This is a genomic window from Pseudomonas putida (genome assembly GCF_025905425.1).
Taxonomy (GTDB): domain Bacteria; phylum Pseudomonadota; class Gammaproteobacteria; order Pseudomonadales; family Pseudomonadaceae; genus Aquipseudomonas; species Aquipseudomonas putida_AF.
Map to the genome: position 1 here is coordinate 1,743,303 of NZ_CP109603.1, position 25,450 is coordinate 1,768,752.

15 protein-coding genes are annotated in these 25,450 nt (G+C 59.6%); 6 read left to right on the plus strand and 9 right to left on the minus strand.

Annotated features, from left to right (window positions below; translation table 11 throughout):
• Nucleotides 1–45: 45 nt before the first annotated feature.
• On the plus strand, nucleotides 46–654 hold the full coding sequence (locus OGV19_RS07830) for a hypothetical protein (protein ID WP_264312858.1): 609 nt from the start codon (nucleotides 46–48) through the stop codon (nucleotides 652–654).
• 75 nt (nucleotides 655–729) lie between these two features.
• Here OGV19_RS07830 and OGV19_RS07835 read toward each other — a convergent pair whose 3' ends face one another.
• A complete protein-coding gene (locus OGV19_RS07835) occupies nucleotides 730–2,469 on the minus strand; it encodes a peptidoglycan-binding domain-containing protein (protein WP_264312859.1) in 1,740 nt (579 codons plus the stop codon).
• A 341-nt stretch (nucleotides 2,470–2,810) separates the two neighbouring features.
• On the opposite strand from OGV19_RS07835, the gene OGV19_RS07840 reads away from it, so the two are divergent.
• Nucleotides 2,811–8,363 (plus strand): DUF7379 domain-containing protein, encoded by a 5,553-nt coding sequence (locus OGV19_RS07840; RefSeq protein ID WP_264312860.1) that lies wholly within the window; start codon nucleotides 2,811–2,813, stop codon nucleotides 8,361–8,363.
• Nucleotides 8,364–8,418: 55 nt separating this feature from the next.
• A complete protein-coding gene (locus tag OGV19_RS07845; protein WP_264312861.1) occupies nucleotides 8,419–9,222 on the plus strand; it encodes a hypothetical protein in 804 nt (267 codons plus the stop codon).
• Between the two features lie 61 nt (nucleotides 9,223–9,283).
• Here OGV19_RS07845 and gfa read toward each other — a convergent pair whose 3' ends face one another.
• Nucleotides 9,284–9,862, minus strand: coding sequence for an S-(hydroxymethyl)glutathione synthase (gene gfa / locus OGV19_RS07850; RefSeq protein WP_264312862.1), 579 nt, complete (start codon nucleotides 9,860–9,862; stop codon nucleotides 9,284–9,286).
• 248 nt (nucleotides 9,863–10,110) lie between these two features.
• Between gfa and OGV19_RS07855 the strand changes: the two genes are divergently transcribed.
• The gene (locus OGV19_RS07855; RefSeq protein WP_264312863.1) at nucleotides 10,111–10,761 is read left to right on the plus strand and encodes an SMI1/KNR4 family protein; all 651 of its coding nucleotides are present in this window, start codon (nucleotides 10,111–10,113) and stop codon (nucleotides 10,759–10,761) included.
• A 446-nt stretch (nucleotides 10,762–11,207) separates the two neighbouring features.
• A complete protein-coding gene (locus OGV19_RS07860) occupies nucleotides 11,208–12,143 on the plus strand; it encodes an IS110 family transposase (RefSeq protein ID WP_264309399.1) in 936 nt (311 codons plus the stop codon).
• Between the two features lie 245 nt (nucleotides 12,144–12,388).
• Here OGV19_RS07860 and hhe read toward each other — a convergent pair whose 3' ends face one another.
• From hhe to OGV19_RS07890, 6 genes are all read right to left on the minus strand, one after another.
• The gene (hhe, locus tag OGV19_RS07865; protein ID WP_264312864.1) at nucleotides 12,389–18,118 is read right to left on the minus strand and encodes a DUF4011 domain-containing anti-phage protein Hhe; all 5,730 of its coding nucleotides are present in this window, start codon (nucleotides 18,116–18,118) and stop codon (nucleotides 12,389–12,391) included.
• A gap of 528 nt (nucleotides 18,119–18,646) precedes the next feature.
• A complete protein-coding gene (locus tag OGV19_RS07870) occupies nucleotides 18,647–19,873 on the minus strand; it encodes an MFS transporter (RefSeq protein ID WP_264312865.1) in 1,227 nt (408 codons plus the stop codon).
• 268 nt (nucleotides 19,874–20,141) lie between these two features.
• The gene (locus tag OGV19_RS07875; RefSeq protein WP_264312866.1) at nucleotides 20,142–21,011 is read right to left on the minus strand and encodes an AraC family transcriptional regulator; all 870 of its coding nucleotides are present in this window, start codon (nucleotides 21,009–21,011) and stop codon (nucleotides 20,142–20,144) included.
• Between the two features lie 91 nt (nucleotides 21,012–21,102).
• Nucleotides 21,103–21,450, minus strand: a complete 348-nt coding sequence (locus OGV19_RS07880; protein WP_264312867.1) for a hypothetical protein — start codon at nucleotides 21,448–21,450, stop codon at nucleotides 21,103–21,105.
• 94 nt (nucleotides 21,451–21,544) lie between these two features.
• A complete protein-coding gene (locus OGV19_RS07885) occupies nucleotides 21,545–22,573 on the minus strand; it encodes an LLM class oxidoreductase (RefSeq protein WP_264312868.1) in 1,029 nt (342 codons plus the stop codon).
• A 23-nt stretch (nucleotides 22,574–22,596) separates the two neighbouring features.
• Entirely contained in the window at nucleotides 22,597–23,232 is a 636-nt protein-coding gene (locus OGV19_RS07890) for a glutathione S-transferase family protein (protein WP_264312869.1), read from the minus strand.
• Nucleotides 23,233–23,357: 125 nt separating this feature from the next.
• Here OGV19_RS07890 and OGV19_RS07895 point away from each other — a divergent pair, with 125 nt between their 5' ends.
• Nucleotides 23,358–24,251 carry a LysR substrate-binding domain-containing protein gene (locus OGV19_RS07895; protein ID WP_264312870.1) on the plus strand — a complete coding sequence of 298 codons (894 nt, stop codon included), beginning with the start codon at nucleotides 23,358–23,360 and terminating at the stop codon, nucleotides 24,249–24,251.
• A gap of 9 nt (nucleotides 24,252–24,260) precedes the next feature.
• On the opposite strand, the gene OGV19_RS07900 is transcribed toward OGV19_RS07895, so the two are convergent.
• Nucleotides 24,261–25,172 (minus strand): LysR family transcriptional regulator, encoded by a 912-nt coding sequence (locus OGV19_RS07900; protein WP_264312871.1) that lies wholly within the window; start codon nucleotides 25,170–25,172, stop codon nucleotides 24,261–24,263.
• Nucleotides 25,173–25,450 lie beyond the last annotated feature (278 nt).

The following is a 25,450-nucleotide window of genomic DNA, read 5'->3' on the forward strand; positions in this document are numbered from 1 at the left end:
TCTACACGATGCCCAGGAGATGCCGTCGTGGAAATCACTGGGTAAATGCCATTTTCGATCAATGCAGGATGCCCCATGAATTCAGCTCCACTGAAACGCATTTTTCTTTTTAGCGGGCACATGATCGATGCGCCTGGCCGAGCATTGCCGCGCTTTCCGGCTGAGCTGGAGCCCGCCGTCAACGATGCGCTTGCCAAGGCAATCGATCGGTTTCAGGCAGGGCCAGGAGACCTGGCATTGTGTGGGGCTGCCTGCGGTGGTGACCTTTTGTTTGCAGCGCTCATGCTCGAGCGTCAATCGCGCCTGCAGATCTATCTGCCATTGGATGAGCCGGCCTTTATCGCCGAGTCAGTCGCTTACGCAGGCGCACGCTGGGTCGAGCGCTATCACCAGGTGACTGCTCAATCCGCCCTTGTTGCGGCGCCGGACGTGCTGGGGCCGCTGGGCCCGGGCGAAGATCCTTTTGAGCGTTGCAACCTCTGGATGCTCGATGCGGCGAGGCATGCAGCAGGCAGCGAAATCCTGTTCCTCTGCCTGTGGGATGGCCAGCGCGGTGATGGCCCTGGGGGTACGCAACACATGATGGACGCTGTGCGGGCGAGCGGTGGCACGTGTCATTGGATAGACATCCGCAGGCTCGCGCCGGCCCAGTGACCCTCATTGTGGGTGATGGTCATTGCAGCGGTGCGGTTCCTGGTCGCCAGCGGCGAGCTCATGCGTGATGCCTTGTCAGATTGTGAAGCCGCGCAACTTGCCGCTGCTGTCCAATGCCTGTACAGCCTTTTCTACCGTTTTGATCCGTGTTTTGTAGGTGGGCCAGCCAATTTTCTTAAGGGCAGCTTGAACGTCGCTGGCAAGTAGCGCTGTGGCGATTTCGTCATAACGCCCGCGCCCCTGGTGCAAGATGTCCATGATCCATAACGCCGTCTGCCAATCATTGCCGCTAAAGCCATGTACTTTAACTTTTGCCGTGGCCAGCTTCTGTTTGGCATTGTCGATGAACAAGTCGATCTGCAGTGCCTTGGCTTGGGGGTCGGTACGTAACCAGTTCATCAGCCGAGCGGCCGCAGAGAGTTCTGCTGCATCAATGTCAGTCGCAGAGTTGTTCAGGTACTTCATTAGTGCAGCCAACTGTGTTTCTTTTTTGCCATTGGGCCGGGTGACCACGCTGGCCTGTTCCAGATCCACCAAGGTGCCGTTTTTGTTCACGTGCAGGGTGTGCTTCCCGGCTGTATTGGCGTGCAGGCTCAATTCGGGGAAATGCTGGTCGGCCCCCGGCAGTGCAAGTAAAGCCCGCAAGTACAGAATCAGGTTGGCGCCGGGTGTGTGTGCGGCAAACTGCGGGGCGCCAAAGGTGAACGCTGCCCTGTCGTAGGTGTTCAGCGTGGCAAAACGGCCCCCGCCTTCAGCTTTCAGGGTCGGTTCGATGAAGTATGCCCATTTGCCGAACGACGCGGCGAAGTGCTCCGCCTGATAGTCGCCAAATGCATTCAGGCTGTCTTGGATCGCGCGGCTGCCCTGGAACAAACCCGTGCGATTCATGTCATCGGTAAACCGTGTCGCGGTGCCGACCATGAAGGTGAAACCTGCGGTTGTGGTGGCGTAGAAGGACTGTTCCCTTTGCACGATATCGACCACCAGGTCTAAACCTGTGGCTGCTGCCGGCAGAGCGATAGGCCCTGGGCCTTGTGGCTGTTGCGCCCTCGTGAATGCTTGTTGATCACTGGCGCCGGGCGAAATTGGAAAGGAAAGGCCCAGCGCAGCAGCCGTCCTGGGGCCGACGACGCCATCGACTTCAAGCCCTTTCATCGCCTGCAAGGCACTGACGGCAGCGACAGTCATTGACCCGAACACACCGTCAATGGGGCCTGGATCAATGCCCTTTGCTTTGAGCTTCTCCTGCACCGCGATGACGGCTGCTCCTTTCAGCGCAGGGACTTTAAACCACAGGTAGCCTTCTGGTAGAGGAGGAGGGGCTGTGGTGCTCAGCACAACCGGCTGCACGTCATTCAGGGCGTATTCCACGCCTGGGAGCAGGCACCCGATGCTCCAAGGTCGCCCGGTGGCGCCACTGAATACGTCTACCCCGAAGGCAGCCCCTCTGGCTTCCAGGGTGTGGTCATTGTCACCCAGCGAAAACGCGGTGTGCCCGATCCGGCCGGCCGCAGGTGCCCTTACAAGGGTTGCACCGGGAATCTTCAGCGCGTCCTGCCAGGCAATGATTCTGCCTTTGGCCTTTGCCTCGGAGTACCAATACCCAGAATAAGGTTCGGCCTTGTCTATACGCGCAGGATTGCCAGCACCAAAGATTTGCCCATACGCCTGATACACACACCAGGAGGTGAACTCGGCACAATCCCATGGGCCTTTCCAGTTCGGGTTGTCCAAGGGGACTCGCGCACCCAGTATGTACTTCTGACCGACACGGGTGAGGCCGACATCCACTACATCTTGACCAGTGTTTGACATGATGGGTTAGCTCCGATTCACATACTGGAAATCGCCTGTACATCGGGCTAGCCGCGCCACACGAGGCACTTGTTCTGGTCGTTCTGAGCATCTACCGCGTTAAAGTACTAGGGGTTGTAAGTATCAAGGAAAGCACGCGTCACCCGCGCCTGCCAACACCGGGACTGACGAGGCGACAAACAGTATGGCTGGGGTGCGCGCGCTGTTTCAGCTGCGTAACACACGGCTGTACTTCAAAACCGTTTGCTCTAGTGGGCTGTTCAAAAAAATATAAAGAATAAGGCGCTCACACCTACTATCAAGTTGACGAAGTACTTCTCGTTTTGCCCGAGGGCCAACTAATGAACCTATCGTTTGTTGTTTCCGGGTACGATCAGGCCCCTTTGAACTCAGGTGCGTTATTACCGCTGCCTGACGGGCTGGCGGAAGGCACCGTCAAGTATTCTGTTCAGGTCGCGGTGCGCCGTGGCACTGGCAGCGAGGTGACCCTCAACGTCGATGCAAGTAAAGATGTGATTGCGGTGCACATCGCCAACGGCCCTGTACTGGTGCTGCACCCCGAGACCGCTCGAGACCTGTTCGAGGCGCAGCAGAGCCAAGCGTCTCGCAGTGCGCAGGGGGCCGAAAGTGTTCGTATACCCGCACAACTGGCATGGGACGGGCAGGCTGAAGCCCAAGGGCAAACCCGGGGGGCTTCACGTGGAGCGGTAGGTGTGGTGCTGGTGAAGCTGATCCAGGTCGTTACCGGGATTGGCAAGGATGCTGTTGCAGACGCGGTCGCCGGGCAGGCATCGAAAAGGATCGACGAGCAGGTTGCCCCTGGGCTCTACGCGCTCAACCCAAGGGCGCTTGACCCACTCAAGAGCGCCACGATAACCACGCCCAGCGTTATCGCTGGCAAACCGATGCTGGTGCTGTTGCATGGCACCTTTTCCAGTACGCAAGGCACGTTCGGCAAGTTCTGGACCGAGCATCCAGGCAAGGTCGCGAACCTGTTCAGCGCCTACAGCGGCGTCTATGCCCTGGACCACTACACGCTGACGGCCAGCCCGATCCAGAATGCCATGGAGTTGGCGCAGGCACTGCCGGTGGATGCCGTACTGCATTTGCTCTCGCATTCACGGGGTGGGCTGGTCGGCGAAGTGCTGGCCAAGGTCTGCAGCGGTGATGCCGACCTGTTGCAAGGGTTCGAACAACAGGCAAGAGGCGATGACTACAAGCACCAGCGTGAACACCTGCAACGGCTGATCGAGCAGGTCGAGCAAAAACGCATCAAGGTCACCCGCTTCGTCCGCGTAGCGTGCCCGGCGCGCGGTACGTTGCTGGCCTCAAGCAGGCTGGATGCGTACCTCTCGGTTCTGAAATGGAGCATGGAGCTGAGCGGTGTGCCGGTGGTGCCAGCGCTGGTCGATTTGCTGGCCGAAGTGGCGCGACGTCGTAGCGATCCTTTATTGATGCCGGGTTTAGCTGCACAGATGCCCGATAGCCCACTGATCAAATGGTTGCACGAGACGCGTACGCCGCTCGACAGTGAATTGCGGGTGATTGCCGCAGATATGGAAGGTGATTCGCTGACCAGCTGGCTGAAGACGCTGCTTGCTGATACCTATTTCTGGACTGACAACGACTTGGTCGTACAAACCAGCTCCATGTATGGCGGGGCACCCCGGGCCGGGTCGGCGCTTTTCTTGCTCAATCAGGGCAGCGCAGTTTCGCACTTTTCCTACTTCAGTAACGATCGCACCGCCGCAGCGATAGTCGAGGGGCTGCTGATTGATCAGCCCAAGGAGTTTCGCAGCATCGGACCACTCTCATGGCAAGGCAAGGACTCCAGTGGTCAGCGTGGCGCAGCCAGCGACATGCCCGCTGCGCAAAAACCAGCCGTGTTTGTACTGCCTGGGATCCTGGGCAGTAACCTGAAGAAGGATGGCCGGCGCATCTGGCTTGGGCCTTGGTTGATCAATGGCCTGGACAAGTTGAGCTACTCGGCGAGTGGCGATCAGGTGGAACCAGATGGCGCGGTGGGGCTGGTTTACGACGAGCTGATCGACTACCTCGATGCGACGCATGAAGTGATCGAGTTCGCCTACGATTGGCGCGTGCCGCTGCAAAAAGAGGCGGAGCGTTTGGGCAATGCCGTCCAGAGCGCCTTGAATGCGCGCACCGAGACGCGGCAACCGGTGAGAATGCTGGCGCACTCCATGGGCGGCCTGCTGGCACGTACGATGCTGCTTGAATGCCCGCAAGTGTGGGCGCGCATGATGGCCAATCCACAGGCCAGGCTGGTGATGCTGGGCACGCCGCACGGCGGTTCATGGGCACCGATGCAGGTATTGTCCGGGGACGATACGTTTGGCAACAGCCTCGCATTCGCCGGTGCGCCGTTCGCGCCGCAGGACTCCCGAAGGCTGATGGCCACTTTCCCAGGCTTCATCCAGTTGCAGGCCAACCTGCTCGATCCGGTCCTGAAACTGGCCGACCCGATGGCCTGGAAGTATCTGGCCGACAAGGACGCGCAGTGGCTTGAGGCGCACAGTATCTGGCACCGGCTACCGATACAGCAGGATTATTACCGATGGGGCTTGCCAGACAAGCAAGTGCTGGATGAGGCCGTGGCGCTGCGAAAAGCACTTGATGCCCAGGACCTGAGTGCCTGGCGGAGCAAGCTTGTGATGGTAGTCGGCGAAGCTGAATTCACGCCGGACGGTTACACCATAAACGACGAAAAGGGCTTCACTTACCTGGATGCGGTGCGCGGTGGGGATGGTCGGGTGCCGCTGCACAGCGCCCTGTTGCCCGGCGTGCTGACCTACCGATTGAGCTGTCAACACGGTGATCTTCCCAAACAGACAGCGGCTTTTCCTGCACTTCTGTCGTTGTTGCAGACGGGGCGAACCACAGGCTTGCAGCCGCTGCTCGACGGGGCGAGCCGCGGGGCCCCCACGCAGCGATCGCAGGCTTACGTGTCGAGCCGCCCAGTGCGCAACCCTCGAATCACACTGCCAGTCACCGTCAACGATGTGTTCGGTCTCTACAGCCAGGTCACTGCGCCTGCCGCCAGGGAAGCACTGCCCGCGCTGCCGGTGACTGTGGTCAATGGCAACCTCAAGTTCACGCGCGACCCGTTGATCGTGGGCCACTACGCCAGTGCCGGGCTAACGGGCAGCGAGCGGGTTGTGGATGAAATGGTCGGTGGGCTGCTCGCAGATGCCTTGGCGATGAGTCTGTATCCCGCGCTCCCCTGCAGTCATCAGGTGTTCATGAACATCGCTGCCAATGGCGTAAACCCTCTGCAGTTGCCGCGTCCTGAAGCGGTTGTGGTGGTGGGACTTGGCCCAGAAGGGAAGCTCAGCTCTACCGAGTTGATGGAGACGGTGCGTCAAGGGGTGTTGGCATGGGCTCAGCGGCTGGCTGAACAGTTTCGCGGTGCGCCCGTACAGTTTGAGATCGCGACCGCGCTGATCGGTAGCGGTGGGGCAGGGATGTCACCGGGGCAGTCAGCCGCGTTGATCGCCCAAGGGGTGCGCGACGCGAATATCAGGCTCAGGCAGAAAGCCTGGCCAACCGTCAGCCACCTGCACCTGATCGAGCTTTATCTGGATCGTGCTACGGATGCTTGGGGCGCGGTTCAGGCCTTGGGCGTTTCTCGGCCAATGGACTTTCAGGTAACGCCATTGATCCAACGTGGTACGGGTTGGTTGCGCAGGCCGCTGGCCGGCGGCTATCGAAGCACGCGCTATGACTTTATCTCGGTCGTCGCCCAGCTGGACGAAAACCAGCTTCCGATGATTGCCTACACCCTTGACAGCCAGCGGGCGCGCGCGCCGGTGCGGGGCCAATCGACCCAAGTGGCGCTGTTGCATGAACTGGTCAGTGCCTCGTCCAATCAGCCTTCAGCCGCCAGTACGATTGGGCGCACGCTTTTCAAATTGCTGGTACCGCTGGAAATGGATGCCTACCTTAGCGGCACCACCGAAATGCAAATCGAACTGGATGCCTCCACGGCGGCCATTCCGTGGGAACTGCTCAACACAGAGCGGGATCCGGATCGGTCGACGCCCGAAGCGCAGGTCCCTTGGGCAATTCGCAGCAAACTGCTGCGCAAGCTTCGCACCGAAAACTATCGTGAGCAGGTGGTGGATGCTACTGCCGACGCCTATGTGCTGATCATTGGTGAGCCGGCCACCGACACCAGCCGCTATCCACGCCTGCCCGGTGCCCGCGCCGAAGCGCGCGCCATTGCTCAGCTGATGGAAGGGGCATTGCTGCCGCAAAGCCGGGTGCATGCCTTGATTGCCGAGGATAGCGATGCCTCCAACGTCGATGCCCTGGCGGTGACCGGCGCCTTGCTCGCCCATGATTGGCGCATTGTGCATATCGCTGGCCACGGCGAACCACCGGAGTATGAAATGGTGCCTGCACAGGGCATTGATGCTTTGAGTCATTCAGACGCCTCACGCAGACGGATGCGCAATCCACGCGGCATCGTCTTGTCCAACGGTATTTTCCTTGGCCCGCGGGAGATGCAAAGCATGCGCATCGTGCCCGAGCTGGTATTCATCAACTGCTGCTACCTGGGGATGATCGACCCGGCCCGGATACTCAACAGCGCACACTTGAGTTATGACCGAACCCGTTTCGCCTCCAGTGTGGCCGAAGAGCTGATTGCGATTGGCGTGCGCTGTGTGGTGGTGGCTGGCTGGGCCGTCGATGACGGTCCGGCCTGTGTGTTCGCAACCCAACTCTATAGTCATCTGCTCAATGGCAACCGGTTCATGGACGCGGTAGCTTCGGCCCGGCGCGATGCCATGCGCTCAGACCCTCAAAGCAACACCTGGGCAGCTTTCCAGTGTTACGGCGATCCGGACTGGGTACTGCAACGCTCTACTGAAGATGCCAACCAACCCTGTTCTGCCAGGGACTTGAGCCTGGGTAGCATCGCCTCGCCGCAGGCACTGGTGCTGGCCCTGGAGATCGCCATTGACGACAGCCGTTACAAAAAGATTGCCAAGACGCAGGTCATCGACATGATCGAGACGCTGGAGCGCCGTTTCGGCCGGCAGTGGGTCGAGATCGGTAGTGTGTGCGAAGCGTTCGGCCAGGCCTGGGCTGAAGCCGGAGAAACCCGGCGTGCAATTGAGTGGTTCGAGCATGCCATTGGCGCCAACGATGGCAGTGCCAGTCTCAGCTCCAGCGAGCAGTTGGGGGATTTGCAGGCACGTCTGGCTTGGATGGAGGTGAAAGCTGCCGCCAAGAAGACGCCTCAAGAGCTGGCGAAAACACTCAGTACGTCGCGCAAGCAGGCACGTTCGGCGATCAACCTGCTGACCCGCGTATGCAGAATGCACCCGACTTTGCGGCGCACCAGCCTTTGTGGCGAGGCCTACAAGCGCCTCGCTTGGATCGAAGTGCAGGCCAAGGATCCGCTGGCCGAAGGTAAAGCCCTGGAGAAGATGGTGGCCTGTTTCACCGATGCCGAGCAGCAAGCCAGCCTCAATGACCCGCTCCTTGCTTGCGAAGCAGCACTGCAACGGCTTGCTGCGCAGCTGTTCATTGACGCTGCCGAAGGGGTCAAGGCCGATATTTTGAGTGTGCAGGAGCAACTCAAGCCCCAAGTCAAAAACAACCCGGACTTTCGCAACGTCGTTGCGCTGATCATCGCGGGTCTGTACCTGGCACTGCTCAACGGCAAGCTGAAGGCCAGAAGCGCTCGGCTGCTCAACGAATTTGCCAATCTCAAGCGACGCGTCCCGGCCGTGCTCAAATGGCGTGAAGTGCAGATGCAGGTCGATTTTGTCTTGGATCGCTACTGGGTGAAGGCCAGCAACGCCGAAAAAGACGCAGTGACAGTGCTCAAAGAAAAGATGAGTGAGTGGGTCAAGGCACAGGAATGAGGCACCTTGAAACGCCCATGTTGCAGCAGCTGATTCGAGAAGGAGGCCATGTGCGATGACCAGACACTTCATACACTACGTACCGCGGCGAATCGTTTCGCGCTTTCCCGATGACCCGAGTCATCCCTGGTTCGCTGAAGCACAAGCGTCCAGCGCAGGCTTCGAGCAGCCACTGTTCCACACCAGTCGCCGCAAGACCGGCCCTACACGGCAAATCAGAGAGGGCGATACCCTCTGGATTATCGGACAGGTGTTTTCGCCCTGGGGCGTACTTGCGCCGGGCATCGATGCCTCCATCGAGGTTGAGCGCGTCGAACAAGCGGATGACGGCAAGCTGCGCTTCGTTGCCTCTGAACACTCGCAATGGTATGCGCTAAGTGATGTATCGCGGGTACTTCCCTTGCTTCGAAGCGTCACCGCAGCGGGCGGCTCCAATCCTGTGTGCCAGAATGATGTGACCACCGTTGGCCAATGCTTGCAGAGCATCCGTCAGTTGGAGTCGGCAGAGCCGTTGCAGCTGCATGTGGAGCAATTGCGCTACCAGCCAGTGAATTTCATCAGCTACCGGATTTGCGATGGCACCCGGGCGGCCTTCGAAAAAACCAATGCGCTCATGGCTGCAGGGCAGCCCGTTTTCTGGGATCGATGGTGCCTGCCTCGCAGGCTGGCTGAACGGCGTGAATTAGTCAGTGATGAGGCGCTTGATCGACACCTGATAAAGCAAATTGCATCAGCGGGTGTTGTGTGGGGTATCGAATCCCCGGCCTATTCGGCGCCAGGAAGTTACTCGGAAAAAGAAAAGCAACAAGCGATGCAACTGGGTATCTACCAACCGGTGCGTTTGGCATCGAACCGCTGAGCCGGCATGAGGCGCAAACTGGCGTCGAGGCGGGCTGGCCGCGTCGACGCCAAGGGCAGTGTCAGGCTTCGCGGTAGGTGCCTTTTTGTTTGGCGGCGTGAACCGCCAGTGCATCCATCAGCGCGGGCGCCAGGCAGTCGTAGGGTTCCAGGCCAAGCTCACGCAGACGTTCGCGAATCGCTACCATCTGTGCCGCAGGCGTGCCGCTTTCGATCACCGAGGACACGAAAGCGGCGAATGCCGGTGCAGACCAGCCCGTTTGCGGGGACAGCTCGGTATGTACGAAGTCAAGGCCGTAGAAGGCGTGGCCGCTGTTCTCGATGCGGCCGAACAGGTGTGCACCACAGTCACGGCAGGCGTGGCGCTGGATCACTGCGTTGGGGTCAACCACCTGCAGTTTCTCGCCATGGGCCAGCACGCTGACCTTGTCGCGTGGCACCACTGCCACCACCGAGAAGGTCGCGCCTGCGGGCTTCCAGCATTTGGTGCAGCCACAGGCATGGTTGTGTAGCGTTTGTGCGTTGATGGCGACCTGGACCTTGTCGGTCGGGCACAGGCACTGCAGGGTGCCGCCGGTGAAACCAGGCTGCTCCGGCTGAATACCCTGGTCGATCGATGGATGCAACTTTACGTTGTTCATGGTGCTGGTCCCTCCTGGTTTTGCTGTGTTGGACGTGGGCTGGGGCCACGCCCGGCGCTCTCACCAAAAATGAATGACCGTGCGGATCGACTTTCCCTTTTGCATCTGGTGTGTTGCCAGTCTGGAGCGTGGGCGAAACCCTGTATATGGAATTGTCTGAATTTCCAGCAGGGAATTTTACCCGCCATTGATGTCAAACGCCCTCAAGCAACGCTGGCGTGCACGTCTTGCCCACAAGGAAACCCGTAATGAAGACATCGATGGAACGACTGGAAAAGTGGTTGCAAGCCCACCTTCCCGAGGTGCGTGAAGATTTGGCGCCTGGCTGCTCGGAAGCCGCAATCACCGAGTTTGAACGTGAGGTCGGCAGGGCGCTTCCCGAAAGCCTCAAAGACCTTTACAGGCTGCATGATGGGCAAAAAGGTGCTGTGAACGCAGGGCCTTTTTACGGGCTCAACTTCTTGCCTCTGGCAGGCGCCAGGTCACATTGGGAATCGTGGAAAAGCATTGTCGATGAATGGTCGCCCGCAGAAATGACTGAAGCGAGCGCGTTTTCCAGCTCGGCAACGCCAGGCGCTGTTCAGGCGCTGTATGCCAACCCGTACTGGATCCCGTTTGCGTACGACTACGGTGGCAACCACTTAGGCGTGGATCTAGACCCTGGCGCGCGCGGGACCGTGGGGCAAGTCATCAACTTTGGCGGCGACGAAGAGGAAAAATTCGTTGTGGCCAGCTCGGTAGCGGCGTTTATGGAGTGGCTGGTCGATCAACTCGAAAGCGGTAATTTCGCGATCAGAGAAGAAGATGATGGTGGGCGAAGCCTGAATACGAAAGAGCCAGAAAAGTTTCATTTTCTTGACGCCGTTCCCACGCTGTTCGCTTCACAGCGTGAGGGGTGAGCTGGGCCAAGTGCATAGCGCCGCGCCCACAGCTAAAACACTTATCTTGGGGTTAGTGTTGTACCTGTGGGTACGGGGTTACTCGCGAAGCGGCCGACCCGGCGTTTGGGACGTCTAAACGCCGGGCAGCGATGTACAGCAGGCTCTTAGGTTTTGTACGAAAAGTATGGTCATCCATCGTTGTGGGAGCGGGCTTGCCCCGCGATCTGCCGCAACGCGGCAGCAAAGCCCGCTTGTGTCTTGGAGAGGGAATAGAATCTGAAGTGAGAGCGGTGAATGGCAAGCTGATAGCCCGAGGTGCCCAGAGCACGTGTGGGAGCAAAAGCTGCCATCCACCGTTCCACTTTGGCGAGAGCCCGAACAGTTGGATGAGGGGCGTAATCTCGAATCACAAGCGTGGGCCAAGCCAAAGCGCTCTCACTCCTTGAGTTTAAGAGGGTTTGGCCATGTCTTCCTCTGTCGGCATCGATGTTTCCAGTGCCACACTTGCTGTTCACATCCGCCCTGAGGGGGTGAACTTCAGTGTTTCCAATGACTTGAAGGGATTCCAACTGCTCGTCGAAAAGCTTGGCGGGTATGCAGTTTCAATGGTCTTGCTCGAAGCTACCGGTGGCTACGAGTGCAATGTCCTCAAAGCGCTGCAGGATGCCGATTTTCCGGTTTGCCGGATCAATCCCAGTCGTGCCCGGGACTTTGCCAAGTCGATGGGTAAACGCGCCAAGACCGATCCCATTGACGCAGCTGTTTTGGCTCACCTGGCTGAAGTTATGCCCCCACGGCCTTGCCAGGTGATGACACCCGAGCGGGCCTTGCTGCGCGAACTGCTTATGCAGCGGGATCGCTTCGTCCAACAGCGCGACGATGACAAGCGGCGCCTGAAGCAGGCGCGGGCTCCCAGTGTTTGTTTGCGGTTGGAACAACACATCGCCTATCTGAAGGGTGAAATTCGAGCGCTGGAACAAGAGATCGCACAGCAGGCAGCAGCTTTGCCTGATGACCGGGTTAAACAGCTCACTCAAGTCAAAGGAATTGGTCTGATTACTGCCGGAAAGCTGATGGCCTTGCTGCCAGAGCTGGGCCAGGTGGATAAGAAGGAAATTGCCGCCTTGGTCGGTGTTGCGCCGTTCAATCAGGACAGCGGCAAGCAGTCGGGCAAGCGTTCAATCTGGGGGGGACGCTCACAAGTCAGGCGGGCGCTCTATATGGCCTGCTGGGTGGTGATACGGCACAACAAGGACTTCTGCGAGCGCTACAAAGCACTGCGAGCCCAGGGGAAGTGCGCGAAAGTATCGGTGGTGGCGTGTATGCGAGTATTGATAGTGAGGCTAAATGCGATGCTCAAGACCGGAACGCCCTGGAAGGAGCAAATAGCTCATTCGTAGGAGCAAGCCTTGCTGGCGATGCCCGGCACAGCCGGGCCTGGGGCGCTACGCGCCCCATCGCCGGCAAGGCCAGCTTCCACAAGAAGACAGTTGCTCCCACAAAACTTTTCGTACAGAGCCTAAGCCTGGTGTTGGTCACTACGTCCTTTTAGAGGTGCGGTCAACTGACCGCTATCAAAGCGTAGCTACGGATTCAGGGGTGGTAGGCGTGGATAAACCACGCCTGCAAAAAGTTGAGTAATGCCTTACGCGTATTCACCGATCAGGGTGAGTACGTCGTCTATGAAACGCCCCTCTGTTGGGTCGGTGCCCTCGCGAAGGTAACCTGGCAGCCGCTGCTGGAACTCGCTGCGGTCGGCCGGTCTGAACTCCAAAAGAGCCTCAAGCATGGCGGGGCGCAGCAGGCGGCGGTTGTCCGGGGTGTCGGGGAGCGCTGGGCGGATGATCTGCTCATCCAGGTAGAGCAGTTTCTCGCGCAGGCTCGTGCCTCCTTCCTGAGTGATACTCTCAGCGTGCTGACTCTGCTCCTCGGCGACTTGCTGGATGATCTGTTCTTCGGCCTGTTCCAGTCCTGCTTCCATCGCCGGTTCTGTGCGCAGTGTGGCGAGCTCCTGAAGGATAGGTTCGAGCTGCAGTCGGGTATTGCGGAACCAATCCACCGACCAGATGCGGCGGATGCGCCAGCCGAGCTGCTCCAGCACGCTCTGGCGCAGGCGGTCGCGGTCGCGGGCTGACTTGGCCGAGTGGTAGGCCGCACCATCGCACTCAATGCCCATCAAGTAGCGTCCGGGCTGGCCTGGATCGCGAACAGCCAAATCAATGAAGAAGCCGGCGACACCGACTTGAGGTTCGCACTGATAACCGTGGCGCTCTAGCTCCTTGATAACAGCGACTTCGAAGTCGCTGTCTGACGCTTTGCCCGTTTCACGGACATGCGGCATTTGGCCAGACTCTGCAAACTGCAGAAAGTCGCGCAGGGCAAGCACGCCACGACTGGATGTACCGGTAGCAACCACGTCGCTGGCGCTGAAGGACGCGAACACCTGCATACGCTTCTTGGAGCGGGTGAACAGTACGTTCAGGCGGCGCCAGCCATCTGTGCCATTAATGGGGCCAAAACGCTGCGGTACGCTGCCGCCGATCTCCATTGGGCCGTAGGTGGTGGAGATGTAGATGACGTCGCGTTCGTCGCCCTGGACGTTCTCGAGGTTTTTGATGAACAGCGGTTCATCGTTCTCTTTGCTACGGCCCAGGGCCTCCTGGAGCGCCGGATTTTGTTTGGCGAGTTGCTCCAGGGCGCGGTCGATCTGTTCGGCTTGTTTGACGTTCATGGCGACGACGCCGAGCGATTCTTCGGGCCGGTGCAGCATATGGTATTCGATTGCTTTGGCGACGATCTCGGCTTCTTCAATGTTGCGTTGTTCCACGAAGCGCCCGCGCGCTACCCGCACAAACTTCACGCCAAATTCGTTCGATTCGCGGTGAGGTGACGGATAGACCACCAGGTTGCTGTCGTAGAACGCTTTATTGGAGAAGGCGATCAGGCTTTCGTGACGCGAACGGTAGTGCCAGCGCAGGCGGCGCAACTTGAACAGTGGCATTGCCGCTTCGAGGATGCTTTCCGAGTCCTGAGCCAGAGAGGTTTCGTCGCTGTCCTCGTCGTCATCGCCACCTTGGCGGGAGAAGAAGCTTGTAGGTGGAAGCTGTTTGGGGTCGCCGACGACCACCAGCTGGCTGCCCCGGGAGATGGCGCCTAAAGCTTCTTCCGGCCGCATCTGCGAGGCTTCGTCCATGACGATGATGTCGAAGTGCACCTTGCCAGCGGGCAGGTACTGTGCAACAGCCATGGGCGACATCATGAAGCAGGGTTTCAGCCCTTGTAGGGCCTCGGGGGCGCGCAGCATTAGTGAGCGAATAGATTCATGGCGAGTTTTCTTACCTGCCTCGTGTTTTAGTAAGGCGAGCTGGGTGCGATCTTTGACTTTGCCTGAGTTGTTGCCTTCCGGAACCCGGTGCACGTCGATCATTGCGGCCAACTGCTCGCGTTGAAGCTTGGTGAGCTGGTTGTCTATCTCTGCAAACCGAGCTCGGATGGCCTCCTGATCCTTTCCAGAGAACTGCCCCAACGCTGGATTGATTTCGAGTATCTGTTTGGCCCAACGATCCATCAGCCCCAGTAGGCAGGCTTCTGTGGTTCTATCTGCCGCTAAAGTTTGATTCTCGGCAGCAGCTATGACTGCTTCAAAGCCCAAGTCTGCAAGTCGCTTGCGTAGGCGGCGGTATTCGAGCCAGTGCTCTAGCATCTCATCGTTCTGCGCGGCCCATTGCATGCGTTGCTTGAGGGCTGTGAGGTCGTCCTGGTCAACACGCTTCCACCAATGCGCCGCCTCTACTTCAGCGCTGCTGATAAAGCCAGTCAAGGCATGCTCCCAGACTTCCAGCGCGCTAGCCAACTGCTGGCTCAGGGCGTTCCAGCTGCCAACCAGATGCTCGGCCTGTTTGGTGGTGCAGACCGAGAGCTGGGACACCAGCAGGTGCCGTATCGACACCGTCATGAGCGGGCGGACGAACGATAGGGTGTGGCGCCAGGTGATCAGACGGCCACGTGCTTCGGTCAGATTGTCGAAGCGGGGTAGTTCTTCGCCATCCAGACACGCGAGCAGCTCGGCATTGTTCTGCAGGGCTGCGGCACGTTCCTGCCAATTCTCTACCTCTTGCGCGAGCGCCAGTACTCGACCGGTGGTCGGTGCCTGTTCGTTAATGAGCGGTAGTAGCGCATTGAGTGCGGTACCTAGTTCCTTGATCAGCCGCCTGTATAAGCCGTTGGACGCCAGCAGGTCCTCTGACTTCAGCGGGTGACCATCCAGGGGCAGCGTACTTTCCAGCTGACTGCGATGGGACAGGACGTCCGAACAGTATTCTCTTAACGCGTCAGCATCACCACGCAGACGCTCAAGGACCTCAGCGCTTTCTTTTAGCAGGTACTCAGCAATCCAGACGTTGCCTCCGAAACCGCGCCCGCATTTGTCCCGCAGTTCGCGGTACCAGTTGCGCAGGGCAAGCAGATCAGCTGTTCGGGTATTGACCTCTTTGAAATGCTCGCCAAGCGCCTCTCGATAGCCTGAGTCGGTAGCGAGGCGATCATGGTTGCGTCTGTAAGCGATTCCATCCGGCAGCACTTGAAGGGCTGACTTCAGTTTGATGCCTGGCCGCACCATTGTAAGAATTTCTCTCTTGGCGGCGCGCCAGCCGCTCTTGAACCAGCGCAATAGCGAGTCATCCGAGAGCACTTGCTGAAGGTCTTCCAGGCGAGTGTGATCCGGGAGCCGCTCAAGCGAGAAAACGCTGGCGGACTTTTCTTCAAGCTGCTTGATGTTGGCCAAAAGCTCGCTGAGTTCAGGCAGAACCCGGTCCAGCGAAGCTTCTTCGAAGCGTTTGTGGCGCCACTCTGCCAGGGCAATGGGCATGTGCTGCATGAGCTCAAGCAACAGGCTCAGTTGCTCGATGCCCTGCTTGTCAGTCTTGAGGGGCGGGGTGGCTGGCGCGTTCGCGATGGTTTGAATCAGCAGTTGGGCTTTGGGGGCTTCGTCAATGAGCGCTTGGGCTTTCTGGATCAGTTCCAAGAGGTCGTCCAGTTTCAGGCTACCACTATCATTGTGCTGCCGAATCTGTGCGCTGGAGTTCTTGATCGCTTCGAGGGCTTGAGCTGAGCCGATGACGCTGGGGTGCAACGCTTGGCTCAGGGAAATGTGTTGCTCCATCAACGCATCCATGCTTTCCAGCCAGGCATGAAGCGCCTCACAACTGGAGGCATCGAGTCGATTGATCAAGTCCCAGTCTTCATCACCTTTGGGCATTGGCATTGCCGTCAATGCGCTTGCCAACTGCTGAATCGCTTTGGGTGAAAACGTGGCTGCTTCAGCTGCTTTAAGGTCGGTCGAGACCTTGGCTCGTACTGCGGCGAGCTCATCGAGTGCGTCTATGGCGTGTTTCAGCTGGAGCAGGATATCGGAGCGTTCTACCCCGCTAAGGTGCGTTTTGGTGCAGCCAAACCATGGATGCGTTTCAAGCTGGCCGCTCTGGCCGGCCTCCTCAGCAGTTTTGGTGTAGATGTGGGCAAAGTAACCCGCTTGCTCATGTACCTGATTCTGGTCCAGGCTGATAGCGTTAGAGGGGTGGAAGTCAGCAGGGCGGATGGACAAGCTCTCACGTAATCGCGTCGCTTGCATCAGGATCTGGTGAGCAGTCAGCCCAGTATTGGCATGCAGCCTATGCAGCTGACGGACGTGATCATTGAGCTGCTGTTTCAGGCGCTCGTAGTTGTTGATCAAATCGTTCAGCTGGCTGGGTTGGCGGTAACTGCCCCGGTTGCTGATTCGCTGTCCAATGCTCGCGGCCACTGCACTCTTCTGGCTTTTGTGACTGTGCAGTTCCAGGCAAAACTCGCCCAGCCCTGCGCGTGTGAGTCTGTTTTTAACAACCTCCAACGCAGCACGTTTTTCCGCTACGAAGAGCACTTTCTTGCCCTGCGCCATGGCGGCGGAAATGATGTTGGTAATGGTCTGCGATTTACCTGTACCCGGTGGCCCTTCAATCACCAGATCTTCGCCGCGCATGACATCGATCAATGCGCTGTGTTGTGAGCTGTCCGCGTCATCGATCAGAGGGTAGTTCTGGTGCACATCTTGGAGTTCGTCGATGGCATGCTCGCTGCTGAACCCATTGGCAGAAGATTCGATTCGTTCACTCTCTGCCAATCCAATCAGCCGTTGCACCAGGCTACTTTGGAGTAACACCTGGTTTTTTCCAGGTTCGAGATCCAGATACATCATGAGCTTGCCGAACTCGAAAAGGCCGAGTGAGGCAAAGCGGTGCAGTTTCCAGTCAGGCTTTACTTCGAGAACAGTGTCCCGTACACGCGTGAAGTACTCCTCTGGCAGCAGGTCTTCAGTTATACGCGGCAGTGCAATGCCGAAGTCTCGGCGCAGCTTCTCTCTGAGCGAGAGATTGGTGAGGATATCTTCGCCGCTGTATAGAAGCTCGTAGTCAAAGGTCGCTGTTTTGGGGTTGAGCTTGCCTTTCTCCAGGCGGACGGGTAGGAGCATCAGAGGGGCAAGGCGTGCACTGTTCTTTCCGACGATTGATTCGTCCCACTCGAGAAATCCTAGTGCCAGGTAAAGGATGTTGGCGCCGGTTTCATCAAGCGACAGACGCGACTGTGCATGCAGGATCTGCAGCCGTGACTCCAGCTCAGTTGGGTAGTACAGGGTTTGAATGGCATCGTCAGCGTGTTTGTCGCTGGGCACCTCTGACCCTGTTGGCAACTCGTAGCTGGTTTTCATGCCAAGCATTTGCGCCCAGGTCTCTGCAGTGGGCGGTTTTTTGAGCTCACTGACACTGCCCGTTTGCTCGTCGTACTTAAGATAGCCTTGCTCGATCAACTGGCGTTCTGTGGGCTCGGGAACCGGCGCGAAACGCATCGACTGGTCAGTCGTCAGTGTTTCGAAGAGATGGTCCGGGAGCTCGTCAATAATTCTCGCGAAACGCTTGGAGCGAGCGTGCGAGAAATTCAGAAGCCGGTTTCTTGCACTGAGATCCAGTAGGCGGCTGCGTAGTTTTTCCAGGCTTTCCGGGCTGTCGCAGGTCGGCTCATCCAGGTCTTCCCAATTGGATTCTTCATCGTTGGATGTTTGTTGGGTGCCAGGTTGCCAGCTGCTGTCGAAACGGAACACTGATCCGCCCCGACCGCTGCCTTTTTGCAATTCGCCTCGTGCGATCAGTTCTTCCCGAATTGACCAATAGTCCTCGTCGGTAACGGCGAAGTCATGAAGCTCTGCTTTTTGTTCAAGCCGCTGCTTGAGGGTTTTGTTGCCTACTGTGGCGCCGTCCCCAGGTACCAGATCCAGTATCCAGTCCTGTACGAGCTCCCTTTCATTGACTGTCAAAGGCTTGTTGGCTGGAGATTGCGCCGTCATGTAATTCATCCATCGGAAAGTGTAGAGGCAGATGCAGGCCGAGCTTGCTGAGTCATAACAACTGGGGTGGTTGACGCTTAGGAGGCGCCAAAGGCGCTGCTGCATGCGCTGAAGCCATCCCAGGTGACGTGTGGCAAAACGGTGACTGCTTTCGCGTCACAGTAGCGGGTGGGCTGGATGTGGTAAAGCTTGAGGGCGGCAGGCGGGGTTCAAAGGCCTTACTGAAGAGTCTTTTAGCCGGAACGACGCAACGGGTTCGGTCCTGTTTGCGTTTTGGGACCCGTATTGGGCATAACTACACAGCCACAGTGTGCAACTTCATGTACATAACAATGGAAAGGAGGTGAATGTATGGCAATCAAACCTGGACCGAAACCGAAAGCAGAGTCGACGGGTAAAACCGACCAGCGTCGTCGGGTTACTCCTGAGAACCAACGTAAGCATCCCGATTTGCAAGTGCATAAGCACAAAAAGGGGGAGTAGCTGGTAGAAACCCCGCCTTAGGTGGCGGGGTTTATATCGAGGCTCTCAGCAGGGTTGAGCCGCCAATCGGTTACTCACGCTACGCCCCAACACCAGCACCGTCACAAAGCCGCAACCCACCAGCGCCGTGGCCAAGCTCAACAACACCGAGCTGCCCATCTGGTCGACGATCTGCCCGCCAAAGAACGAGCCCAAGGCAATGATCACCTGGAACATGGCGACGAACAGTGGCATGCCGCGTTCGACATCCTTGGGCGCCACGACAAACATCCAGATACTGGCGCAGGCCGGGAAGGCGCCGAAGGCGAAGCCCCAGAGCGCAATCAGCATCGCCGCGCCGGTCATGCCGGTGGCGAAGTGCGGGAACAGGGCCGTGCTGACGCCAATCATCAGTGCGACCAGCATCAGGGTGTGACGCACGCTGCGGTTGGCGGCGAAGCCGGCGAAAATATTGCCGATGACGCCCGCCACGCCATAGAGCAGCAGCAGCGAACCAATGGTCGGCCCATCGAAGCCAGCGCTCTGTTTGAAGAAGGGTGCGACATAGGTGTACGCAGCAAAGTGCGCCAGGCCAATCAGCAATACGGCGATCAAGCCAACCCGCGCTTGTGGGTTGATGAACAGGGCCGGCAGGTCACTGATGCGAATGGCTTTGTCCGGGTTGAGCCGTGGCAGCAGGAAAACCTGCGCGAGCAGTACCGGCACGCCCACCAGCGCGGTCACCAGGAAGGTCATGCGCCAACCCATCAGGCCACTCAGCCAGGTGCCTACAGGCACGCCCAGCACGGTGGCCAGGGTGACACCGACCATGATGATCGAGGTGGCCTGCGCGACGCCCACGCCTTTGGGCGCCAGGCGGCCGCTGAGGGCAATGGCAGTCGCCCAGAACCCGCCGATACTGATGCCCAGCAGTACGCGGCCGAACAGCAGCAGGCCGAAGTCGCTGGCGTAGGCCACCACCGCGTTGGCAATGATCATGATCAGCGTAAGGCCGATCAGCAGGTAGCGACGGTCCATGGCGCCAATGCCCACGGACAGCAAGGGGGCGGCGAGGGCGGCCATGATACCGGGCAGGGTAACCATCAGCCCGGCCTGGCCGGCACTGATGCCGAGGTCGCTGGCGACGTCGTTGAGTACGCCGACCGGGAGAAACTCGCTGGTCACCAGGGCAAAGGCACCCACGGCAACCGAGAGAATGGCCAGCCACTGCTGTTTGACGCTTTGTTGATTATGTTCGGGAAGGCCGCTAGGGGCCTGGCTGTCGCTTGGCATGATGCTGGGTTCCAAGGGGGAAGTCGCCTGAAACAGACGAGGGGAGGGGCGAAAATTGAAGGCGATTATACGAGTGGGTTTGGGCAAGCGCACAGGCGCGCCGCTCGATAGTAAACATCAGCGAGATCGATGAAAGGTGCTGAGAAGAGCGGCCCGGCGCGGTTGCCCGGCGCCGGGTGCATTTGGGGAATGGGCATTGTCTATCGACTTGGCCTGTCATGTGCCTGGGCCGGTAGTGGTTGGCTTTGCCCACTGCCCATGGCCCGACCTACTTCAGCGGAACGTAGATATCCGTTTGCCATTGCTCCAGCGGCGTTTCCGGATACGCGCTCAGGTAATGGAAGAACAACGGATGGTCGCGCAGTTCTTCGTTGCTCGTTGGCAACCAGTCGCGATAAAGCGGGTAGATGCTTTCGCCGATGTAGTCAGGCGAGCCGCAATGACGAATCACCGCACAACGCCCCGCTGGGATAAGCCGTTCGTGCACACCGAAATCGTTGGGCTGCACCGCCTCGTCTAGCTCGCCGCAAATGGCGAAGCGGAAGGCATGCGCTGGGGTGGTGTCGGGGTTGTCGTAGGGGATGCCGAAGGTGCGGCTACTGGCCACTGGCGATTGGCCGCTGTGCACGCGCCATTGGCGAAAACGCGCGACGCTTTCGCCGACCAGGCTGGGCGCCCCTTGGTGTTCGAGCGCGGCCACGCGGGTTTCGGCGAAATCCACAATACGGATCTGCATGGTGATACTCCTAGAAAAGTGAGGAACAACGAATACCGCACTCCAGGCCTGCCAGTTCGGCGCCTTGGCGAACAGGCTCGGCGCCATGCCGAAGGCACGCTTGAACGCTCTGGAAAAGGCTTCGGGGCTTTCGAAGCCGGCGCCGAATGCGGCTTCCAGCACGGGCGTTGCAGGCGAGGCGACCAGTTGATGCGCCGCGCGTCGAAGCCGCATCAGTTGCACATACCGTGAAACCGGAACGCCCATGTATGCCGTGAACTGCCGATGGAAGTGAAACGCCGAGAAGTTGGCGATGCGGCTCAGGGCATTCACCGACAGGTCACCTTCAAGGTGATTGTCGATGTAGGCAAGCACGGCTTCGAACCGTTTTGCGTAGGTATGGCTGTGCTGTGAGTCAGTCAACGAACGGAGCCTCTGGAAGGTGCGGTGAGCGCTAGCATCCGTTGTTCAGGCATCGAGGTGCCTAGCCGTGATTGCTCTTTCAGGTCAGCTATTAGAGAGAATACATGCGCTCCAACTGCTCCGGCGTCAGCCCATCGAGCTTCTGCTTACGGCTCACGCTGATCTGCTTTTTGTCCGCGGGCAGAGCAGCGGGGCTGTAACGCGCGCCATATTCAAAGTTGCCTTCGCAGGTTTGCACGAGCCATGCGCCGCTACGGGCACCGTTGGCGCCAACGGTGGACAGGTACAGGTCGAGCCGGCTGACGCATCCTCCAGGGAAGTCTGCTTTGATCAGTCGTTGCCATTGCTCGGTAACAGGATCGTTGGCTGCGCTCGTTGCCCAAGGCAGCAAAAAAATGAAGGCAAAACTAAGCGTCGTTAACCCGTGAGAGGGGGGCATGGGGCATAACTCGTTGAATGAACAGGGACCTGTGGGCGCAACTGTCGTGCTCAAAATTCTAAGCCAGCCCACAGGTAATACGTCAAGGGCTGCGCTACCAGTCTTGCGACTGCGGAGCAGGCCCCGCTAGCGCCGGAAACAGCGGCAGTACCTCTTCGGCCAGTTCCTGAATGATTTCCCGCGCCGGGCGCCGCGCCATCTGCACCCCCAATGCCGCATGATTGACCCCAGCCTCGCGCCACTCGCCAAGCAGATCGATCAACCCGTTGCGCCCTGTGCGCAGTACATAGCCGCCTTGCAGCGGCGTGCGTGGGAAGTTGGGGTCGTCGTCCAGGTCGATCCACTCGTTGGTCATGTGCGGGCGGAAACCACCGCCTGGGATTGCTTCGCGCCACGCACGGATTTTTTCAGCCAGCCGGCGTGGGCCAAGGATGTTGTGGGTGGCGTCGGGGTAGGTAAGCCAGCCATCGGCGTGCTCGCCCAGCCACTGCAGGCTCTGGCGTGACGAGCCCGTCACCACCAAGGGGATTCGCCCCGATACAGGCCTGGGCAGCAGGCGGGCGCTGCTGAGGTGGCCCAGCGGCGACTGGATCGGCCCTGGCTGCTCGGCCAGCAGTTGCCGGAAGTAGTCCACGCTTTGCGCAAAGCGCTCGCCGCGGCTGTCGTGGTCCAGGCCATACGCCGGAAACTCCACGGGCCGGTCGCCCGAGGCGATGCCCAACACCAGGCGCCCGCCCGACAACGTATCGACGGTCGCGGCCGCCTTGGCCAGGTCGATCGGGTGGCGCAGGGCGAAGATCGCGCTGCCGGTTACCAGGGCGATCTGCTGGGTATGCGCGGCCAGGTAGGCCAGGTAGGTGAACGGGTCAAAGACCTGCCCGGCGTCACCGAAGGCCGGGTCGAACAACGGCACGTCGCGCACCCAGGCGGCGGCAAAGCCCAGGCGGTCGATCTCGCCGACCAACCGCGCCTGCCCGGCCAGTGCCTGCAGGTCGCCATCATAGAAGCGCTGGGGCATGAAGATGCCCAGGGTCAGTTGATCAGGGGCAAACATGCGCCGGTAGCCGGGGTGGTCGGCGAAGGCGCTGGCGTTGGCACCGCGGGGGGAGGTTTTTGTGTTCATGGCCGTTCCTTGGTTGGGTGACTTCATGGGCCTGTGGCCGGGGCTGGTAGGCGAATACCGCGTTGCACGGCGGGGCGCTGCTCGACCTGCTGGTACCAGCGTGTCAAGTGGCGGTGGGCGCTGAAGTCGAAGCCCACCAGGGCAGCGATGTGCAGCCAGGCGAAGGTCGCGATGTCTGCAATGGAATAGTGCTCGCCGGCCAGCCATGGCCAGGCAGCCAGTTGCTGGTCGAGGACCGTGAAGGTGCCTTCGGTCAGGCTGCGGTAGCGCTTGAGCGCAGCCGGGTTGGGTGTGGGCTCGAAGCATTCGAAGTGCACGCGCTGGCCGAGCAGCGGCCCCATGCTGGCGCTGTGGTACATCAACCAGGTGATCGCCGCCCAGCGTGGCTGGGGTGCGGCATCGAGCAAGCGGCCACTGAGCTGTGCCAGGTACAGCAGGATGGCAGCAGACTCGAACAGCACGATATTGGCAGCAGCGTCGACCAAGACCGGGATGCGGCCCGCCGGGTTGAGCGCCAGAAACGCGGCTTGCATGTGCTCGCCCTGTTCGATGCGCACATGCTCCAGGCGATAGGGCAGGCCCATCTCTTCGAGTGCGATGGTGATTTTGAAGCCGTTGGGCGAGCTGTCGGTGTAGAGGACCAGCGAAGGATCAGGCATGTTCAATAACCTCAGGAAAACTAACGCAAGTTGTTAGGCCTGAGCGCTATGCTATGCAGATGTAGTGCGATACAAAAACGATTGCTTCTTCCGTAAACGTTAGTTTTTCTAAATTGAGGAATTCAATGGGTGCCGTTTTGCCACTGCTTGCCCTGCGCGCTTTCAGCGAAACCACCCGCCTGGGCAGCCTCAAAGCCGCTGCCGAGCGCATGGGGGTGACGCCTGGGGCCATCAGCCAGCAGATTCGCTTGCTGGAGGAACGCCTCGGCGTCACCCTGCTGACACGCAGCCGCCATGGCGTGCAGCTCACCGAGGCCGGAGCGAGCCTGTACCCCGGCGTTTCACGCGGCCTCGGTGAAATCGAGAGTGCGCTACTCGACCTTGAAGCCCTGGCACGTGCCAGTACCCTGACCATCAGCACTCAACCTTCCTTCGCCTCCAGCTGGCTGGTGCCGCGCCTGGCCAGTTTCAACGCGCAGCACCCAGGCATCGAGGTCCATGTCGAGGCCACAGCAGCACTGGTCGACCTGCATCGCGAGCGTGTCGATATTGCCCTGCGCCATGGCCTGGGCGACTACCCGGGGCTGCAGTCGATACCCTTGCTGGCGCCCGTGCTGCTGCCGGTCTGCAGCCCTGCGCTGCTCGCCACTGGCCCGGCACTACATGAACCTGAAGATTGCTTGCAATACCCCTTGCTGCAGGATGCCGACCGTGCCGACTGGACACTGTGGTTGCAGGCCCACGGCTTCGAGCCTGACAGCCGCAGCCGGCGCGGGCCGAGTTTTGACGAAGAGCTGCTGTTGTTGCGCGCTGCCGCCAGCGGTCAAGGCATCGCTCTGGTACAGGCACAGCACGCCGAAGAAGGGCTGGGTGACGGCAGCCTGGTGGTGGCTGTGGACCGGCCGTGGCCGTCACGCTTCGCCTACTACCTGGTCGCCCGTAAAGAACAGTTGAAACGACCCCAGGTGCGCGCGTTTATCGACTGGATCGAAGGGCAGCTGGCTGCTGAGCCAGCGTGAGTTCAGCGGTCAGACGCTGCTCTGGTGCATGCAGGTGTTCAAATCTTCAAGGAACGCCCGCAGGATCGGCGGCGGCGAAACGCCGCGCCGGGTGATCACATCGAAGGGGGAGGTGAGGTCCAGGGTGTTCGCGCCCAGGCGGCGCATTTCGCCGGTCTTGACCCACTGCTCGGCGAAGTGCACGGGCAGGAACCCGATGTAGGCGCCAGAGATGATCAGGATCGCGGCCGCCTCGATGTTCTCCACGGTGGCGGCGGCCTTGGTGATGCCCAGTTGCTCCAGGTCGTACTGCTGCATGTAGCCCCGCACGACGATATGGCACTGGCGAACCTCTTCCAGCAGCCGGCCGTTGGCCGCTTTGCTGGCGTGCAGCGGATGGCGGCGGCCACAGTAGAGCCCCAGCGCTTCGTCGTACAGCGGCAGGTACGAAAGCCCCGGTACGCGCAACGGAAAGTGCCCGATGGCCAGGTGCAGCCGGCTGTCCAGTACGCGCTCTTCCAGCTCCGCCGGGGCGCCGATGTAGATGTGCAGGTGGGCATCGTGCCCGCGTGAGACAAAGCGCTGGGTGGTGCGCGGCAGTGGCGAGGCGCTGTCGGTCAGGGTGGAATCGATGATGCCCAGGTTGAGCTTGCCGCTGATGTGCTGCTTGAGCACGTCAGCGTCCATGCAGAAGCTCTCCACCGCGCTGAGCAGGCGCAAGGTGGCCTCATGGATGGCCACCCCCTGTTCGGTCAGGCGAAAGCCGCTGCGCCCGCGCTGGCAAAGCTTGACCCCCAGGCGGGTCTCCAGGTGCGTCATCTGTTCGCTGATAGTTGACTGGCCGGCGTTGAGGGCGGCTTGCGCGGCAGAAAAGCCACCGCACCTGACGATGGTGGTGAAAACCCTGAGAAGCTTCAGATCGACATCGTGGAGCTGGATCACGGTGGCCTCCTGGCGGTGCGTCACATCGTGCTGGCTGATATGAGCGTCCGACCATTGTTTTTTTTCAAGCTAACCATGCGCCTGTGATCACTGCAATGCCTGGTGCCTGTAAATACCTGAAGGCGCACTCGCGGCGCTTCGGCGGGCCGCTGGTAGGGGGGGCAAATACTTCGGGTTGCCCGATGTATGTATCTGCACTTGCGCATTTTTCCCGCGTTGGCCTGCCGCCATAGTGGCTGCAACGGCGGTCGAGCAGTCGCCCCGTCTCCTGACCAGAA

What these genes read in the sequence shown, in the direction of transcription:
- OGV19_RS07830 (WP_264312858.1), top strand. Translation starts at nt 46, where the DNA reads ATGCCATTTTCGATCAATGCAGGATGCCCCATGAATTCAGCTCCACTG.
- OGV19_RS07835 (WP_264312859.1), bottom strand. Translation starts at nt 2,469, where the DNA reads ATGTCAAACACTGGTCAAGATGTAGTGGATGTCGGCCTCACCCGTGTC.
- OGV19_RS07840 (WP_264312860.1), top strand. Translation starts at nt 2,811, where the DNA reads ATGAACCTATCGTTTGTTGTTTCCGGGTACGATCAGGCCCCTTTGAAC.
- OGV19_RS07845 (WP_264312861.1), top strand. Translation starts at nt 8,419, where the DNA reads ATGACCAGACACTTCATACACTACGTACCGCGGCGAATCGTTTCGCGC.
- gfa (WP_264312862.1), bottom strand. Translation starts at nt 9,862, where the DNA reads ATGAACAACGTAAAGTTGCATCCATCGATCGACCAGGGTATTCAGCCG.
- OGV19_RS07855 (WP_264312863.1), top strand. Translation starts at nt 10,111, where the DNA reads ATGAAGACATCGATGGAACGACTGGAAAAGTGGTTGCAAGCCCACCTT.
- OGV19_RS07860 (WP_264309399.1), top strand. Translation starts at nt 11,208, where the DNA reads ATGTCTTCCTCTGTCGGCATCGATGTTTCCAGTGCCACACTTGCTGTT.
- hhe (WP_264312864.1), bottom strand. Translation starts at nt 18,118, where the DNA reads ATGACGGCGCAATCTCCAGCCAACAAGCCTTTGACAGTCAATGAAAGG.
- OGV19_RS07870 (WP_264312865.1), bottom strand. Translation starts at nt 19,873, where the DNA reads ATGCCAAGCGACAGCCAGGCCCCTAGCGGCCTTCCCGAACATAATCAA.
- OGV19_RS07880 (WP_264312867.1), bottom strand. Translation starts at nt 21,450, where the DNA reads ATGCCCCCCTCTCACGGGTTAACGACGCTTAGTTTTGCCTTCATTTTT.
- OGV19_RS07885 (WP_264312868.1), bottom strand. Translation starts at nt 22,573, where the DNA reads ATGAACACAAAAACCTCCCCCCGCGGTGCCAACGCCAGCGCCTTCGCC.
- OGV19_RS07890 (WP_264312869.1), bottom strand. Translation starts at nt 23,232, where the DNA reads ATGCCTGATCCTTCGCTGGTCCTCTACACCGACAGCTCGCCCAACGGC.
- OGV19_RS07895 (WP_264312870.1), top strand. Translation starts at nt 23,358, where the DNA reads ATGGGTGCCGTTTTGCCACTGCTTGCCCTGCGCGCTTTCAGCGAAACC.